16 protein-coding genes are annotated in these 16,860 nt (G+C 61.2%); 2 read left to right on the top strand and 14 right to left on the bottom strand.

Annotated elements, in window-relative coordinates:
- Positions 1–288: 288 nt before the first annotated feature.
- The 5 genes from FW756_RS05760 to FW756_RS05780 form a co-directional block, all read right to left on the bottom strand.
- The gene (locus FW756_RS05760; protein WP_446429223.1) at positions 289–1,734 is read right to left on the bottom strand and encodes a sodium:solute symporter family protein; all 1,446 of its coding nucleotides are present in this window, start codon (positions 1,732–1,734) and stop codon (positions 289–291) included.
- On the bottom strand, positions 1,731–2,045 hold the full coding sequence (locus tag FW756_RS05765; RefSeq protein ID WP_446429224.1) for a hypothetical protein: 315 nt from the start codon (positions 2,043–2,045) through the stop codon (positions 1,731–1,733). Before FW756_RS05765 ends, FW756_RS05760 begins: the two co-directional genes overlap by 4 nt.
- Before the next feature lie 36 nt (positions 2,046–2,081).
- Positions 2,082–3,491, bottom strand: a complete 1,410-nt coding sequence (locus FW756_RS05770) for an amidase (protein ID WP_446429225.1) — start codon at positions 3,489–3,491, stop codon at positions 2,082–2,084.
- Positions 3,492–3,582: 91 nt separating this feature from the next.
- The gene (locus FW756_RS05775; RefSeq protein ID WP_446429226.1) at positions 3,583–4,542 is read right to left on the bottom strand and encodes an Lrp/AsnC family transcriptional regulator; all 960 of its coding nucleotides are present in this window, start codon (positions 4,540–4,542) and stop codon (positions 3,583–3,585) included.
- A gap of 73 nt (positions 4,543–4,615) precedes the next feature.
- Positions 4,616–4,927, bottom strand: coding sequence for a thiamine-binding protein (locus FW756_RS05780; protein WP_446429654.1), 312 nt, complete (start codon positions 4,925–4,927; stop codon positions 4,616–4,618).
- Positions 4,928–5,160: 233 nt separating this feature from the next.
- On the opposite strand from FW756_RS05780, the gene FW756_RS05785 reads away from it, so the two are divergent.
- On the top strand, positions 5,161–5,529 hold the full coding sequence (locus FW756_RS05785) for a DMT family transporter (protein ID WP_446429227.1): 369 nt from the start codon (positions 5,161–5,163) through the stop codon (positions 5,527–5,529).
- Here the strand turns inward: FW756_RS05785 and FW756_RS05790 are convergent.
- The 7 genes from FW756_RS05790 to rpmB all read right to left on the bottom strand — a co-directional run bounded on the left by FW756_RS05790 (position 5,523) and on the right by rpmB (position 10,684).
- On the bottom strand, positions 5,523–6,773 hold the full coding sequence (locus FW756_RS05790; RefSeq protein WP_446429228.1) for a chloride channel protein: 1,251 nt from the start codon (positions 6,771–6,773) through the stop codon (positions 5,523–5,525). The two genes, FW756_RS05785 and FW756_RS05790, sit on opposite strands and share 7 nt — an antisense overlap.
- Positions 6,770–7,474, bottom strand: a complete 705-nt coding sequence (locus FW756_RS05795; protein ID WP_446429229.1) for an ion channel — start codon at positions 7,472–7,474, stop codon at positions 6,770–6,772. Before FW756_RS05795 ends, FW756_RS05790 begins: the two co-directional genes overlap by 4 nt.
- Positions 7,475–7,513: 39 nt before the next feature.
- A complete protein-coding gene (locus tag FW756_RS05800; RefSeq protein ID WP_446429230.1) occupies positions 7,514–9,001 on the bottom strand; it encodes a DHA2 family efflux MFS transporter permease subunit in 1,488 nt (495 codons plus the stop codon).
- Between the two features lie 146 nt (positions 9,002–9,147).
- Positions 9,148–9,426 carry an HU family DNA-binding protein gene (locus FW756_RS05805; protein WP_188024839.1) on the bottom strand — a complete coding sequence of 93 codons (279 nt, stop codon included), beginning with the start codon at positions 9,424–9,426 and terminating at the stop codon, positions 9,148–9,150.
- A gap of 546 nt (positions 9,427–9,972) precedes the next feature.
- Complete coding sequence (rpsN, locus tag FW756_RS05810) at positions 9,973–10,278, bottom strand: 30S ribosomal protein S14 (RefSeq protein ID WP_188024838.1); 306 nt, start codon at positions 10,276–10,278, stop codon at positions 9,973–9,975.
- A gap of 2 nt (positions 10,279–10,280) precedes the next feature.
- Positions 10,281–10,448, bottom strand: a complete 168-nt coding sequence (rpmG, locus tag FW756_RS05815) for a 50S ribosomal protein L33 (RefSeq protein WP_017884003.1) — start codon at positions 10,446–10,448, stop codon at positions 10,281–10,283.
- Positions 10,448–10,684, bottom strand: coding sequence for a 50S ribosomal protein L28 (gene rpmB / locus FW756_RS05820; protein WP_188024837.1), 237 nt, complete (start codon positions 10,682–10,684; stop codon positions 10,448–10,450). The genes rpmG and rpmB overlap by 1 nt, the downstream gene beginning before the upstream one ends.
- 238 nt (positions 10,685–10,922) lie before the next feature.
- Here rpmB and FW756_RS05825 point away from each other — a divergent pair, with 238 nt between their 5' ends.
- The gene (locus FW756_RS05825; protein ID WP_446429231.1) at positions 10,923–11,864 is read left to right on the top strand and encodes a tRNA uridine(34) hydroxylase; all 942 of its coding nucleotides are present in this window, start codon (positions 10,923–10,925) and stop codon (positions 11,862–11,864) included.
- A gap of 72 nt (positions 11,865–11,936) precedes the next feature.
- On the opposite strand, the gene FW756_RS05830 is transcribed toward FW756_RS05825, so the two are convergent.
- Positions 11,937–14,069: a YhgE/Pip family protein gene (locus tag FW756_RS05830; protein ID WP_446429232.1), complete on the bottom strand. Its 2,133-nt coding sequence runs from the start codon at positions 14,067–14,069 to the stop codon at positions 11,937–11,939.
- Positions 14,066–16,780 (bottom strand): MMPL family transporter, encoded by a 2,715-nt coding sequence (locus FW756_RS05835; protein ID WP_446429233.1) that lies wholly within the window; start codon positions 16,778–16,780, stop codon positions 14,066–14,068. Before FW756_RS05835 ends, FW756_RS05830 begins: the two co-directional genes overlap by 4 nt.
- Positions 16,781–16,860: the final 80 nt, after the last annotated feature.

Here is a 16,860-nt window from a genome sequence, read left to right on the forward strand (position 1 = left end):
TTGGTTTCGGTGAAACCGCAAACCAAATCAACCAGGCCAGCTTTGCTGCCCGGCTGCGTTGCGGCGACAAGGGATTACATTACGCCGAACCCCGGGTGAACGCAAACCAGAACAGAAACACGGGCGTGTTCCGAGACAGGCCCTCACGGAATCACTTATTCACCGGGTAGTGCAGCGAACTGACACGGCACTTCCCGCAGGGCGATGCCCCCACACATGTTGCTCCTAGAACGCAGGCGGGTGCCTGAACCATGCCAAACTCACAGTTCAGGCATCCGCGCCGTCGCATTAACGCTGCGTAGCCAGACTCCGGTCAAGATCAATCTCGACCTGCTCAACATCAGTTCCACCTCGTGCACGTCGTACGGCTTCAGCCACGACCAACACTATGAGGTTTGGGGCGAGCGCAATGAGACCAGAGTCCCAACTTCCGAGCGGCACCTTTGCAAACGTGAGCACCGCCACGGTGACGGACCCAGTCAAGATACTGAGTGCGATGGGAACCGCACCCACGCGCACTCGATCTGCGAGCGCAATCGCGATCGCTGGTGCGAATTGCGTGGTGCAGCCGTAGGTAAGCAGAAGCAGTGCCCCAATATCTGAGCGAACCAGGCCAAACGCGAGCGCAAGCCCGATCGCGAGGACAATGACGAGATAGTTGAGCGTCATCTGCTTGCCAACGCTCATCGCGCCAGCCACGTTTCTCGTTACCAGCGTTGAGATTCCCATCACCACACCAGAAGCAGGCACCATTGCTGCTGACGCACCCGCAATCGCGACCACTCCCACCAGCCACTCGGGGAGAATCTCGCCCGACATCGTGAGCAACACAGCATTGCCTGTTGTGTCCTCCGGCAGCACGAGCACGGCCGCAAGCCCCACGGTGATCGGCAGGAACAGCACGAGTTGGTAAATGGGCAGCCACTTCGCGTTGCTTCGCAGCACCTCGCCGCTCTTTGCCGCCAGTACTGGTGGCCACAGGTGAGGCAGCGTATTGAAGCTGGAGCCAATGACCGTGACGAGCGTTGCAGTAACGAAGAAGACCGGATCATAGCCGTCTACCTGCATCGTGAGGAGAACCGGCGCTTCACGCGCAATCTGCCCGAAGATCTCCGGGATACCGCCAAACGAGATGAGCAGGCCCGCCGCGATCACTGCCATCGCAACAACCATCATGATGTCTTTGAAGATCGCAACGCGAGCGATGCCCTTCAGACCAGACCAAGCGACGAAGATCGCCACCAAGATGCTGGCAATCACCATGCTCAGACCGCGCGCACGCTCACTCCCCGTCGCAAGCTCGACGATCATGCCCAGGCCCGTGATCTGCAGCTGCAAATACGGTATGAGCGCAAGCGCACCGATCACGGCGACCGTGCGTCCAAGTGCCTGACTGCGGAACCGATCGGCAAAGAAGTCGCCAAGCGTCAGATACCCACGGCGCTGACCAAACTCACGGATCCGCGGCGCCACAAAGTAGAGACCAAGCCACGAGATTGTGAGGTAAGCCACAGCGAAGCTCGCACTCACACCACCGCCGAACGCAATGCCTGCAAGCCCCAAGAAGCTGAAGGTTGTGAGCGATTCTCCGGCTTGCAGGAACCACGAGGTCCACTTGGGATTACTGCGCTCCCCCACAGTCCAATTGCTGATGTTTGACTGACGGCGGCGGCTCGCGAGCCCGAGTGCACCAATACAGATAATGCCAACCACGATCATGATTGAGAGAGTCATCGCGTGCCCTCCTCAGCCTCGACCTCAGCGGCGATCCGCGCACTTCGAATGAGCTCGATCTGCCGCGTCTCGAACCGCTCTGCCTCACGCTGGTCGGCTTCTCGCCCACCAGCTCGCAAGTAGAGCATGTCAACGATCTGCAGTGCGACCACAGAGAGAATCACCATTGCTGCGCTCCAGACCAGCACCGCGGGAAATCCAAACCACAGCGTCGGTTGTTGTGCGAATGGCAGAAACGGAATCGCGAAAAATCCCAGTGCCGGGATGCACACTATGGCGAATCTTCCCGGAGTGAATAGGCGGGGTTTCATGGTTGTTGCTCCTTTGCAATGCACCGAAGTGCGTCTTTAGATTTCAGGGACGCGATCGGCGAATCGCGTGGCCTGCTCATACGCACGGGCGACGTCGAGTAGGCGGTAATCGGTGCCATGTGCTGACACCATTTGCAAGCCAATTGGCAGGCCAGACGCGGTAAATCCAGCCGGAACTGACAGCGCGGGGACACCGAGCATCGTGATAGTCGTCGCGGCACGCATCCAGTCGAGGTAGTGCTGTTGCTGTTCGCCAGCAACCTCTCGCGGGTAATCCCACTCAATAGGGAATGGGGCAACCGAGACGGCTGGCGCAACCAGCACGTCGTATTCACTGAAGAACCGCGCACCCTCACGCAGCAGCGACGTCTGCTGTTCCTGTGCACGCAGGACGTCGTGTCCGCTCAAGGTTCGGCCAAGTTCGATGTTCCAGCGCATGCGCTCATTGAAGTCTTCTGGGAATACGTCAAGCTCGTGCCCCCACTCAGCTTCAAATTCCGCGGCACGCAAGCGGACGAACGTTTCAGCTGCCCCGGCAAGATTCGGGCTTGTCTCGATGATGTCAGCGCCAAGATCCGCGCACTGGCGCACTGCTTTCGCAAGCACTTCGGTGACTTCACGTTCGACGGGGGTCGCGCCGCCCAGATCGGGCGCCCAAGCCATGCGAATCCCTCGCAAGGGCTGGGACTCAGTGCCGCCTGCCCAACGGTGTCCCCGCGCATCAGGGGCAACTGGTGCCGGCGTGTGCGGATCAGGACGCCCAATCACGCTCAGCAGCAATGCAACGTCATCGACGTAGCGTCCCATCGGCCCCGCAGTTGTCAACGGCGTCAGAATGTTGCCTGATTCTGCAAGTGGCACGAGACCGGGCGACGGACGCAGGCCGACAATGTTGCAGAACGATGCTGGGTTGCGGAGGGATCCTCCCATGTCGCTGCCGTCAGCGAGCGCAATCTGACGTGCGGCGAGCGCTGCCGCTGCTCCCCCGCTACTGCCACCCGCAGACCGGTCAAGCGCATATGGGTTGGCCGTAGCACCAAACACCCGGTTCACTGAGTGTGAGCCGGCGGCATACTCTGGCACATTTGTCTTTCCGAGCACGACTGCGCCTGCGCCTCGCATCCGCTGCACATGCAATGCATCACGGGTGGGCACGTGCGCCGCGTGACGCACTGAGCCGTATGTGGTGCGCAGGTGGGCGGTGTCGTGAGTGTCCTTGATCCCAACTGGTAGCCCGAAGAGCGGCTGGTCTGGCTGTGGGCCTTGCGCATCAAGTGCGTCTGCTTGGCGTCGCGCGCCCTCCGCATCGATCGTCACCATCGCGTTGACGGCCTCGCCATGCGCGATCGAGTCGAGATGTGCTTCGACAACCTCGCGCACGCTGACTTCGCGTGAGCTCAGGTGGGCACGCAACGCTGTTGCGCTCAGCCGGGTCAACTGCTCCACGGCAGACCTCCATCATCATTGATTTACCGTAATGGTCATTAAGTAAATCATGATTTTAGGATTTTGCCAATTGAAGCAGCTTCTACTTTTGTTATACGCCTTTCGCGAGGGGTAATGTGCGCCCACTTCGCTTCGCCACAGCGGTGATCAACGAGGGATGCAGACTGCCAGCACGCCGCGTCCAATCGCCATCAAGCAGTTCACGCACGTGCGGCAGGTCGCGTGCCGCAAAATGCACAACCAACGCGTGCTCGCCGAGGAGCTGTGCAACATAACGACTCTCAGGCAATGCGGCAATCAAAGAACCGAGTTCGGTTACTTGGCCAGGAGCGCAGGTGATCCGCACGCACGTCTCAACAGCGAATCCGAGGCGGGCAGCATCAACCAACACGCGAGTGGTGAATGCGCCACGCTCTTGCAAGTCGCCAAGTCGTTTGCGTGCGGTGGGCTCAGTGACGCCAGCTAGCTGCGCAAGTTCAGCCACTCCAGTTCGCCCGTCGCGCTCAAGCGCTTCAATGATCATGCGGTCTGGCCCTTCAAGCGCGACCGGGGTGGCCGTTGACTCCTCACGCTTGTGAGGTTCACCCATGCGCTTTGCGGCCTCTGGTTCAAGCACCGGTGGCCGCCAATCTGCATTGGTTTTGAAATACCGAAGCACAGGCGTTGCAGAAACCTCAAGCACTCCCGCATACCCCGGAATCACTGACAACGTCATCGTTGCAAGGTCGAAGGTTTGCTCGTGCACTTCAATCAACAGGCTTGAAGGGTTCGCAAGCACCAACACGTACACGACGCCCGGATGCTGAGCCAGCTCCTCGGCCAACGAGACCAACCTTGCAGGTTTGCATGTGATCTCGATCACGCAGGTCGGGCCAAGGTTCTGCAGCCCAATCACTGAGATCAGTCCTGACTCAATGAGTTCTTTGCCTCGTCGAGACACCGTACGCAACGGCTCGTCAAGAGCCCGGGCGACCGTGCTCCACGAGGCACGCCCATCGGCCTGTAACGCACTGACAATACGGCGATCGAGGTCAGAAAGCAGTTCAGTCACACGCAGCCTCCTTCAGGTCATCTGTGTGAATCGTAACGAATACCCGCGCACGACTCACTCGCGAATTTGGCCGTTAGCCCTCGTCGATTGCGCGCTCGAGCCGCTCAAGCTTCCCGTCGAGCTCCCCCTCGTAGCCCGGGCGGATGTCTGCTTTGATCACGAGCGAAACTCGCGCACCAAACGGCATCACTGCCTCGGTCGCTCGCTTCACCACGTCAAAGCACTCGTCCCACGTGCCCTCAATCTCGGTAAACATTGACGAAGTCCGGTGAGGCAGGCCCGATTCACGCACGACCTTCACCGCCTGCGCGACTGCTGGTGATACTGAGCCGTCAGCGGCCCCTTCCGGTCCGCCACTTGGTGCTACGGAGAACGCGACGATCATTTCTTCACCCTTCGTGTCTGCAGGCGCGTGTGTGCCATCTGCTTCTGCCACCCTAGCGAGACGCACGCGGCCCTGCTCAGTGATTCACCGAGCGTACATATGTCGTAGTCATTTTGCGGTTTGAAGGTCTGGTTAGATGTGTTCGGTATCCATGTCACATGCTGTGCGCGGATCCGCTGCGCGCACAGCATCCCTGCGCGAACTGTCTCTCCATTTTTCGCAAAGGGTGTCCCATGCACTGGCTACTACTCAGCTTCGCCATCATGCTCGAAGTGTTCGCAACGTCGATGTTGAAGCTCTCTGAGGGGTTCACCAAACTGTGGCCAACCGTTGGGGTCATCGGTGGATACGCGCTGTCGTTCTACCTGCTCTCACACGTGCTGAAAACGATGCCGGTTGGAATGGCATACGCGATCTGGTCGGCAGCAGGAACGGTACTCGTCGTCGGCATCGGCTTCGTCGCGTACCACGAGCGTTTGACTCCGGTGCAGCTCATCGGCGTTGTGCTCACCATCGCCGATGTGGTGATGCTGAATCTTGGTGGATCCGCCCATGCCGCGCCAGAGCCTGCAGAACCCACGGTAGGTAGCGAGATCTACTGAGTAACGGTTGGTGCAGATTCGGGCTCAGGGTCTGGTGATTCAGCAGCGCTGAAGAACAGCCGGTCAACGATGAGGCCACCGCCCACTCCAGCAAGCAGTGGCAGCACAGTGACACCTTCGACCACGAGTATGAGCAGCAGGAACGCCGCGAGCGGCCTACGCCAGCCCACCGTCACCGTTGCGGCCATCGCGGCGAGCACCGCGGCGGCAGGATCCGCCTCAGGAAGCAGTACTGCACAGGCCGCACCAGCTGCTGCACCGATGAAGATCAACGGGAAGATCTCACCACCTCGCCAACCGGCACCAAGACAGATCAGTAGGGCAGTAAGTTTCGCGAGGGCAAGTACCCAGAGGAAGCTTCCTTCGCCCGCGGAATAGAGGTCGTTCACGACGGCAAGGTCGTGGTGCCCAGAGAAACGCACGAGGGGAAGCAGCGCAGCAAGCGCCGCGAAGAGCGCCGTTCCGATCACGGTGAGTAGCCACGGGCGCCGCACTGCTGCGGCAAACGATTCGAGCCGTCCATGCAGCACCCGGAAGGCCGCACCAAACACTGCGCCAACGATCACCGGCACCAGCAGAAGCCAGGCAACACCGTCTGTCGCTTCGGGCAACGGGACCCGCGTGACGCCCTCGCCGCCGAAGATGTTGCGCGCAACAAAGATGAACACGAAGAAGCCTGATACGCCCGCAATAAACGCAGCGAGTTTGCTCGGCGCAAGCAGGTCGCCTTCGAGCGCCGCCGCCGCAGGAGGCGAGCCGTAGAGGCCACCGAGCGACCCCGCAGCGCTGGCTTCTGAGATGGCGCGCGCCTGCGCCTCGTCGCGCGCAATCAATCGCGAGACGATCGCAGAGCACTGAGCCACCACCGCAAGTAGACCAGCCTCTGGGCCGATTGCGCCGCCGAACGCGACCGAAACGATCGCGACCAGCGCAGTCACGGTAATGGTTCGGCGCGATTGCAGCCACGGATGACGAGTATCGCGGATCAGTTCGTCAACGGTCTCTGCCGGAGAGAATCGTGCGAGCACCAACAGCAATGCGCCACCAGACAGGATCGTGAGCACGATCCGCAAGGGTCCAACGGGAGTGGTACCCCAGATGACGTGTTGTAGCCACATCATTCCCTGGAACGTGAGGATCGTGATGAGACCGGCAAACCCACCCATGCCGACTGCCGTCAGGACGGGGCGAACGCGAGCTCGAAGGCGCGTCCATGCCGTTGGCTTCGGTGCTGCGTCGGTCATGCGACAGTCCCATCAGTTTCGGGCTGGGGTGCGGGCTGTCCCGCCGGTGGCCTTGCCGCGGGGTCCACTTCGACGGCTGCTTCAGGGTGCGCAGCAGACATTTCTGTGGGTGCATCTTCGGGTGCTGCCAGCTCATCTTCCGTGTGAGAGACCGCAGAGTTGTGCGGATCCGCGCTCACTGGATCAGGTGCCTCAGAATCATCTTGCTTCCGCTGCGCAATGCGCGAGAGTTCAACACCGACGAGGCCCAGGAAGACCAGGTCGAAGAGGAAGATGAACGAAACGATGATCCGCGCCAGCTGACCGACCGCGTGAATGTCGCCGTAACCGGTCGTCGTCATCGTGGTGAGCGTAAAGTACAACGCGTCGATGCGCGTCTCAATCCCGGCAAACTGACCAGGAAGCTCAGTCGCGACCGTATAGATCCCGAGCGCACACACCACTGCCACGATGAGCAGCAGTGCCAGCAATCGGAAGAGGTTGCCGCTTCGCCGGAACATTCTCACGACGACACCGGTGAGGAGCAGCGAGGAGCCGATCGCCAGTGCGATCAGCCACCACGCAGCCCCAGCATCATCATCGTGGGTCGCAAGTGGCACGGTTGCGAAAAACGTCCCTAACGCGATAACCAATCCAACGGTGTTGAGGGTATCGCTCGCAAGGCCTGCCGGCTTTCGAGGTAACGTCTGCTGCTTACTCACTTCACCATGTTTACACGTCGCCGGGCGGCCAGCACCGGATTAGTCGGCGGATGTTGGAATCGGACCGGTCTTCACCGGACGCGGCTTGAATGCGAGCGTGACCACGGCGCCAACGAGGATGATGACCGCAGGAAGGATCATCGACTCCGCCATTGCCCGCGCAAAGCCTTCACGCGCCGCCTCAGGAAGGATCTCAACGTGTGCGCCGGATCCGCCAGCAGCAGCACCAGCACCGAGGTGCGCAGCGAGGCGTTCTGCCATGAGCACAGCCATCGCTGCCGAGCCAAGCACTGCGCCGATCTGACGGGTGGTGTTGTAGACGCCGGATCCGGCGCCAGCGAGCTCTGGCTTCAGGCTGAACGTGGTGATGGCCGCGAGCGGGCCCCACATAATCGCATTTGCGAGACCAAGGACGGCACTCGGTACGAGCAGCAGCCAAATCGATGCATCGGGCGTCAACCACAGCATGTAGAGACCAAGTCCCACCGCGACGAGGATCAGGGCAATCGGCGCGAGCCGGCGCGGATCGTGGTTATCGATGAAGCTACCAACAGGCTTTGCGAGCGCTGCCGAGAGCACGGCCATTGGAACGAGCATAAGCGCCGACTGCGTCGGGGTCAGACCGCGCACCAGCTGGTAGTAGAACATGAGCGGCAAGCTCATGCCGGTGACGGTGAAGCCAACGGTGGTGATTGCGAGTGAACCTATCGAGAAGTTGCGGTCGCGGAAGAGCTCGAGCGGGAGCAGCGGTTCACCCTTCTGCACCTTCTGCCACCAAACGAAAACAGCGAGCACAACGACACCGGCGATAATGACGCCCCAGACCGTAACCGGGCCCCAGATCTGACCCCAGTCAAAGGACTCGCCCTCCTGCACACCGAACACGACCAGGAAGAGTCCGACCGCGCTCAACACGACACCAAGCCAGTCGAAACGACGCTGATGCTTCTCGAGCACCGGCACATTGCGCATCGCGAGAATGAAGGCGAGCACACCGACCGGAACGTTGATGAAGAAGATCCACTCCCAGCCCGCAGCGTCAAGCAAGAAGCCACCGAGAATCGGACCGACGAGCGTCGCAACGCCAGCGGTGATACCCCAGACAGCCATTGCTGCGCCACGCTCGCGAGGCGCAAAGATGCGGGTGATTACAGCCATCGTCTGCGGTGTCATCAGCGCGGCACCGAGGCCTTGGAAGACGCGAGCAACAATCAGTAGCTCAATCGAAGGCGCAAGACCGCACGCGAGTGACGCGAGGGTGAAGACAGTCAGACCGATGAGGTACACACGGCGCGGACCGAAGCGGTCGCCAAGGCGGCCCGTGATGAGCAGCGGCACCGCGTATGCGAGCAGATACGCACTTGTCGCCCACAGCGTGAGCGTCATGGTGGTGTCAAGACCAGCCATGATCGTCGGATTCGCGACCGACACGATCGTGGTATCCACCAAGATCATGAAGAAGCCGAGAACGAGCGACCAGAGTGCTGGCCATGGGCGTATTGCGTTGCCGCGGGAATCCAAAGTCACCGAGCAAGCATACGCAGGATTGCTGGGAGGGGTCTAGAGCGGCCGCAATACGAGCGCGCCCCCCTGCACCCTCAGAGATATCACGCGCAGCATGCAAAAGGCCCCTCCGCCGCGAACGACGAAGGGGCCTTCACAAGGAAGTGAAATTACTTCACAGCAGCCTTGAGCTTCGAGCCAACCGAAACCTTGACGCGCTTGCCAGCGGGGATCTCGATGGTCTCGCCGGTGCGGGGGTTGCGTCCGGTGCGAGCAGCAGTGGTCGCAGTCTCGAACGAAATCCAACCGGGGATCGAAACCTTCTCGCCTGCAGCGACGGTCTCCGAAACAGCCGAGAAGAGGCCATCGAGGACGCTCGAAACTGCAGCCTGGCTCTGGCCAGTCTCAGCAGCGATCTTTGCGACGAGCTCGGTCTTGTTGAGTGCCATGTTGTGTCCTTCCAGGGCCCCTCGAGAGCTGGCCACTGTTTGAGGTTTAAGAGACCTCTTCGCCGAGAATCGCGAAGGGTCCGATCATGTGATCGCGTACGAATCTACCTCAGTTTGGCGTGATTTCGCGGGTTTCATGAAGAAATTTTCGTCTTTCCAGGTGTTTTTTCGCCGATTTTTCGCCGACAGCGTTCGAAAACGCTCAGATGCGAGTAAATAGCCCCTCGAATGCCAGTCGAGCCGAGCACCGGGAAAACCGCACAGGCTGGGGTCTGATCCGCGCCCTTGAGTGCCAAAACACCCTGAAACAGACACTTTCTCCCGAAAACACCCGCTTCTGCCGCATGTAAGGGGGCATCTCGAGAGAAAGGCCGGGTTTCGCGGGGGCGCGGGGCGGTGCGGGCGCAGCGAGGGGCGGGGGCGCCTTGAGGCGCGAGAGGAGCCGGGCGCAGCCGGGCGCACCCGCCCCGCAGACTTGCCCCCAACACAAAAGGTGGGTGCGGCCCCGAAGGACCACACCCACCTTTTCAGCGTGACGCTAGAGAATTACCAAGAAGACTTGGTGATGCCCGGGAGCTCACCGCGGTGAGCCATGTCACGGAAGCGAACACGGCTGATGCCGTACTTCGACAGAACGCCACGGGGGCGGCCGTCGATGACGTCGCGGTTACGAACGCGGACCGGCGAAGCGTTACGGGGAAGCTTCTGCAGGCCTACGCGAGCAGCCTCGCGGCTCTCATCGGTACCGTTGGGGTCGATGAGGGCAGCCTTGAGCTCGAGACGCTTTGCAGCGTAGCGCTCAACGATAGCCTGACGCTGCTTGTTCTTTGCAATCATGCTCTTCTTAGCCATGTTTAGCGCTCCTCTCGGAATTCAACGTGCTTACGGATAACCGGATCGTACTTCTTGAGCACGAGGCGGTCGGGGGTGTTACGACGGTTCTTCTTGGTCACGTAAGTGAAACCAGTACCTGCCGTCGAACGCAGCTTGATGATCGGACGTACGTCCTTGTCCTTAGCCATTAGAACTTCACCCCACGCTTCTTCAGATCAGCAACGACTGCCTCGATGCCACGAGCGTCGATCACCTTGATGCCCTTGACCGAGAGGGTCAGGGTCACCTTGCGGCCGAGCGAAGGCACGAAGTAGGTCTTCTTCTGGATGTTCGGATCGAACCGACGCTTGGTGCGACGGTGCGAGTGCGAAATGTTGTGACCAAAGCCGGGAACGGCGCCGGTCACCTGGCACACTGCTGCCATGGTGATTTCCTCTCTACCGTGAGACCGGACGGCCTCACCCAAGATTGCTTGTCTGCAGAACCCGAACTGCACTCGCGCACGTTGCCAGGTTCCACGGTCCATTCGCTGGAACTGCGAACGGCCAGTCGCCTACTTTACGGCAATCCCGGGCGATTCACAAATTGGTTTTGCTCGAATTTGTGGGGCGGATCCGCTCCCCCAACCACGGTTGTCAGCCGCGCGGATTACCATGGGTATCGTGAGCGAGCCCAAGATTCTGCTGTATTACGCATTTGCCCCCATCGCCGACCCAGAAGCTGTCCGCCTGTGGCAGACGGAGCTGTGTCGGTCGCTCGGCCTGCGCGGCCGCATCATCATCTCGAAGCACGGCATTAACGGCACCGTCGGTGGTGAGCTTGATGCGTGCAAGCAGTACATCCGCCGTACGCGTGAGTTTGGTCCGTTCAACGGCCTCGAGGTGAAGTGGAGCGAAGGTACCGGCTTCGCGCCGGAAGAGCCAGAGCTGTTGCATGGCAAAGACCGCCGTGCACCGTGGCGTCGCATCATTGATTTCCCGAAGCTCAGCGTGAAGGCACGTGACGAGCTCGTGGCATTCGGTATCCCTGAGGAGACCGTGGTTGACGCGGCTGGTGTTGTCGGTGGCGGCGAGCATCTCTCCCCCGCCGGCGTGAATGAACTCGTCGCTGAGCGCGGCGATGACGTCGTGTTCTTCGATGGTCGCAATGCGTGGGAGGCCGAGGTCGGCAAGTTCAAAGGCGCGATTGTGCCTGACGTACGCACGACCCACGACTTCATCAAGCAAATTGAAAGCGGCGACTTCGACCACATCAAGGACCGCCCAGTCGTGACCTACTGCACCGGCGGCATTCGGTGCGAGATTCTCTCGGTTGCGATGAAGAACCGCGGCTTCAATGAGGTGTACCAGATCGACGGTGGCATCGTGAAGTACGGCGAGGCATTCGGCAACGACGGTCTCTGGGAAGGCTCGCTTGCCGTCTTCGATGGCCGCGAGGTCATGGACTTCGCACCTGGCGCCGAGGTCATTGGCCGCTGCCGCGTGTGTGAGGCACCGTCCAACCGTGTCTCAGACTGCACGCTTCCCAGCTGCAAGACCCGCTTCGTCGTCTGCGAAACGCACGCAGGCATTTCGTGTGAGGCCCACGAGGGCGCACTCGCCTAACGCATCCCGCACACGCGCAAGGGGCGCGGATCACCAACACCTGGTGATCCGCGCCCCTTGCGCGTGTGCGCCCTACTTCTTGTGGGCAGCGCGTGCGCGCATGACGCCAAACGCGGTAAGGACCAAGCCTCCGAGGCCCCACAAGATGAGGAGGAAGGCCGCGAGCCCTGCTCCACCGGTATCTGCTGCGACGGCCTGGAACCCGCTAAACGCAGCGCCAATCGGGCTCGCGTCGCCGACGGCGGCGAGGCCCGCCGGGACGGTCGACACGACGCCGACGACGAAGCCGACGACGAGCAGGCCGAACGCAAGGAACCGGCCGAGTCCGCCGAGCAGCGCAGAGAGTCCCTGCACGATGAGCGCGAAGGCAACACCTGCGAGCACGGCGAGGCAGAAGAACGCGGTTCCCTGCTGGAAGTCATACTGCAGCGCAGCAGGAAGCACGATGCCGGCAATGGCGCCCTGTGCGGCGCCAATTGCCGCAGCTGGCCCCGCACTGCGAAGCGTGATCCAGCCGACGCTACGGGCGGCGTCACGGGTGCGGCTCCAGAGCGGTGCAAGAACGAGGAAGCTCGCGAGCGCACCAGCCCACAGCGCGATGCCGGCGAAGAACGGCAGGCCAGCGCCCGAGAAGATTTCGTCGCTTCCGCCCTCAGCCTTCACCGGCGTGACCGCGGTCTTTGCCAGGTTCTCAGCCTGCTCATCGGTGTAACTCGGGATGCCGTCTGCTGCTTCGCGCAGGCCACCAGCAAGCTCGCGGGTACCCTTGGCCGCAGCGTCACTGCCTTCTGCGAGCTTTGAGGTGCCGGCAGCAAGCTCATTCGTGCCAGCAGCGAGTTCGTTGGTGCCAGACGCCAACTCGTTCGTGCCGGACGCGAGAGCCGAAGCACCCGCAGAGAGCCCGCCGACACCAGATGAGAGCTGCTCAGCACCCTGTGTGAGCTGTTCTGAACCTGCAGCAAGTTGGTTGGCACCATCTGCAATGCCTGGGAGCGCGCCAGCGTACTGCTTCGCGCCTCCAGCAACTGCATAGCTGCCTGCCGTCAGATCGTCAAAGCCGTCGAGCGCTTCGTCGAGGCCACCGTTTTCGATGGCCTGAATCGCAGTGTTCAGTGCGGTCACCAGCTGATCTTTGTCGATCTCTGGCGGCAGCGGAAGTAGACCGCTCTCGATCGCGGCGAGGGTTGCCTTCAGCGCATCCACGTTTCCTTCAAGCCCAGCAAACAGTTGTGCCAGCGGATCGCGGACAGCGCTCAAGGTGTCTCCCACCCCGGTCGCGTATGCGTCTACACCTTGAAGATAGGTCACCATGCCGGGATTGTCTCCGCCGTTGCCGTGCACAAGCGTGCCAAGGCCTGCCGCATAGCCGTTCAAACCCGGATTCTCGGCGGTACCATCGCCCGAGGTGAAGGCACGCATGCCCTGCGCGAGGCCTGAGGCTCCTGTCGCGAGCTGGGCCGTGCCATCAGCGAGTTCGCCAGCGCCGCTGGCAAGCTCTGACGTGCCGGATGCAAGCTCTGACGTACCTGATGCGAGCTCAGTCGTGCCGTCAGCTACGCCCTTTACTCCGGTAGCGAGCTGCGTGTTGCCATCGGCGAGCTTCTTCGCCCCGTCGGCCGCCCCACCGATACCTTCGCTCAGCTCAGTCATTCCGCCAAAGAGCGCGCTGACGGACTGCGTACCAAGCTGCTCGTTGAGCACGCGCGTCGCAGTTTGCGTCACGATTCCCGAAAGCGCGGTATCGATCAAACGACCGCGATCGCTCTCGGTAATGTCGATGCGCGCCTGGCGCACCTCATCCGCGTCGCCTGACATAGAGGTCGCTGCGGCCGAGAACGTCTCGGGAATCGTCACGATTGTCGCGTACTTCCCGTCTTTCAGCCCGGCCTCGGCCTCCTCCTCGTCGGTCAGGATCCAGGTGAAGTTCGCCTGGTCGCTCGCCTGCTTCGGGCCGCCAATGAGTTCACCAGCGAGCACGCGACCGAGCGGTACCAGTTGGCCATCAAGCTCAACGGGCTCATCAAGGTTCACGACCGCCGCAGTGACGTCTTGCAGTCGCTCCGTCGGGTTCCAGAGACCCCAAATGAAGAGTCCAGCAATCACGAACGGCACGAGCACCAATCCGAGAATCGTGGTCGCGTTTACTGGCTTGCGCCCGCGCAGTCGTGGCAGCGTCGCACGTGTCGTGTTCTGCGTGCTGGTCATCGGGTGACTCCCTCAGTGAACTGGGTCAGAGAAACAATGTCGGTCCCCGTTGGAACCGTTTGTGCGGCGACTTCAGCCGAACCGATCACAATGAAGATGGGGGCGTTCCTGGTCTGAGCGTCGACGACGCCAGCACCGAGAGCGGATCGTAGATCGCGCTGTTCGTCGAGCGAAAGACCGACGAGCATCGCATCGCTGAGATCAAGCACGAGGACGGCAGGGCGGTCGCTCAGCGCGGCCCGTACCGTCCCCTGTGTTGCCCAGGCGGATCGGGTTCGCAGCGTTCCCGCGCGTTCTGGCATGAGTAAACCGTCAACCTTGAGCGTGCCGAAACGCACCGCACGACGGCCAGTGCACGCCTCAGCGAGCGCAACCGCACGCGGATCCGCTGGCGAGAGCACAAGCGCTTGGCCTGGAGCAACGCGCAGATGCTCGATCCGCGCCCCGCCTTCGAGGCTGAGGTCTTCAGCTGCGATGACTGCGTCTGGGAGGTCGACCGGCCAGGACTCGTGCTTGATCTCGCGTGCGAGTCCCTCGCCCTCAACATCGAACGAAGGGAGCGCCTTCGCGAGCCACTTCGGCATGCGCCAAGCGCGGTCGCCGAGCAGGGCGAGGACTGCTGGGACGAGGGTCATGCGAACAACAAAGGCATCAACGGCGACACCGACTGCGAGGCCGAGCGCGATGACCTTAATCGACGGGTCTCCCTCTGGAACGAAGGCGGCAAAGACCGCAAACATGATGAGCGCTGCTGCGGTGACGACCTTGGCACTGCCTGCGAAGCCGCGCCGAATAGCCGACTGAGCGTCTGCACCGTGCACGTATTCCTCGCGAATTCGGGCGACGAGGAACACCTCGTAGTCCATCGCGAGGCCAAACAGCACACCCATCAGGATGATCGGCATGAAGCTCAGCACGGGTCCCGCCGACGGCACATTCAGGAGATCTGCGAACCATCCCCATTGGAAGACTGCGACAACCGCACCGAAGCTCACGCCGACCGACAGCACGAAGCCAAGCGTCGCCTTGATCGGCACCCACACCGAGCGGAACACCATCGCAAGCAACACGAGCGAGAGACCAACCACGAGAATGCCGAACGGTACGAGCGCGAGCATGAGCTTCTCAGAAACGTCGATCGCGACTGCCGTGAAGCCCGTCACGGCGAAGCTCACGTCATACTTTTCGACCCAGTCATCGTGCTTGTCACGCAGATCATGCACGAGTTTCGTCGTGCTCTCGGCATGCGGGCCGTCTTCAGGCACGATCTGAATGATCGCGGTATCTGCGCCCTGATTCGGGGTGGCAAGCGGCACATCCGCGACACCTGGCATCGCGAGGAGCTCTGCCTTCATGTCATCCATGAGGCCGAGCGGATCAGTGCTCGAGATGATCGATCCGGTGAGCAGCAACGGACCGTTGCTGCCATCACCAAAGTGCTCACCGGTCAGTTCAAAAGTCACTCGTGCCGGGTCATCAGCCTCAAGCGATGTTGCGTTGGGGAGCGCGAGGCGAAGATCCGCGGCAGGGATTGCTGCAACGCCGAGCACCGCAAGCACCGCAACAATGGTGAGGATCGGGCGACGCGTGGCACCCCGAACCCAGCCAGCAAAGAAGCGATCGGCACGGGTGGGCTGTGGCTCGGGCGGGCCTGCGGGGCCAGCTTCGGCGAGCGCTTTACGCTGTTTCTTCGGCAGAATCTTCAACCCGGCCATTGCAAGGATCGCTGGTGTGAGGGTGATCGAGATTGCGACGGCAATCGCGACAGCAACTGCCGCAGCAACACCGAGCGCGGTGAGGAACGGAATCCTGGCGACTGACAGTCCGACGAGCGCGATGATCACCGTGAGACCGGCGAAGACAACAGCAGAGCCAGAAGTCGCAGTTGCGCGTGCAATAGATTCCTTCACTGGCAGTCCCGCGCGAAGCTGCTCCTGATGCCTACTCACGATGAACAAGGTGTAGTCGATGCCGACAGCAAGACCGAGCATCAGCGCGAGCATTGGGGTGGTCGATGTGAGCTCAACGAAGGCGGTCACGAAGAACACGCCAGCCACTGAAATGCCGACGCCAAGTATCGCGATGATGAGCGGCATTCCGGCAGCGATGAGCGAACCCAGCGTAAGAATCAGCACGATGAACGCGATAATCACACCGATCGCTTCTGAAGCGGTCACACCTGGAATCGCGGCTGAGAAGATCTCGCCACCGTATGAGACTTGAGCCCCCTGCGGCAGCGCGTCACGAATGTCTTCCGTCACCTGCTCAATGCCTGACACCGTTTCATCTGCGACCGTCGACATGTCTGACTCGATCTGCACCGTGAGCAACGCTGCCTGACCGTCATCGGACAGGCCACTACTCATCAGCTCCGAGAATGGCGTCTGCACACCACTGACATCGGGGAGCGATTCAAGCTCAGCCGTCGCGTCGATGATCACATCGCGGTACGGAGCATCTTCAACCGACTTGCCCTCTGGAGCGACCACGATGACTGTCGCGCTCGTACCACTCACCTCAGGGAAGGTGTGGCTGAGCGACGTGATCGCGTCTTGCGACTCGGTGCCGGGGATTGCAATCGGTCCATTCGCACCCTTGCCAAAGACCGCTGCGCCTGCACCCAAGAGCAGGAGCAACGCGATCCACAGTGCAAGTACGAGCGCTTTGTACCGGCTGGCCCAGCGGCCAAGCGCGTAGAGAGCTGTCGACATTCTGACCTTTCGGTGCGGCCGATACAGTTGCGTATCGACTATTCGATACACAAGTGTATCCGTTTCGATACACTGGTGTA

Source organism: Leucobacter sp. 1207-22, assembly GCF_052850455.1.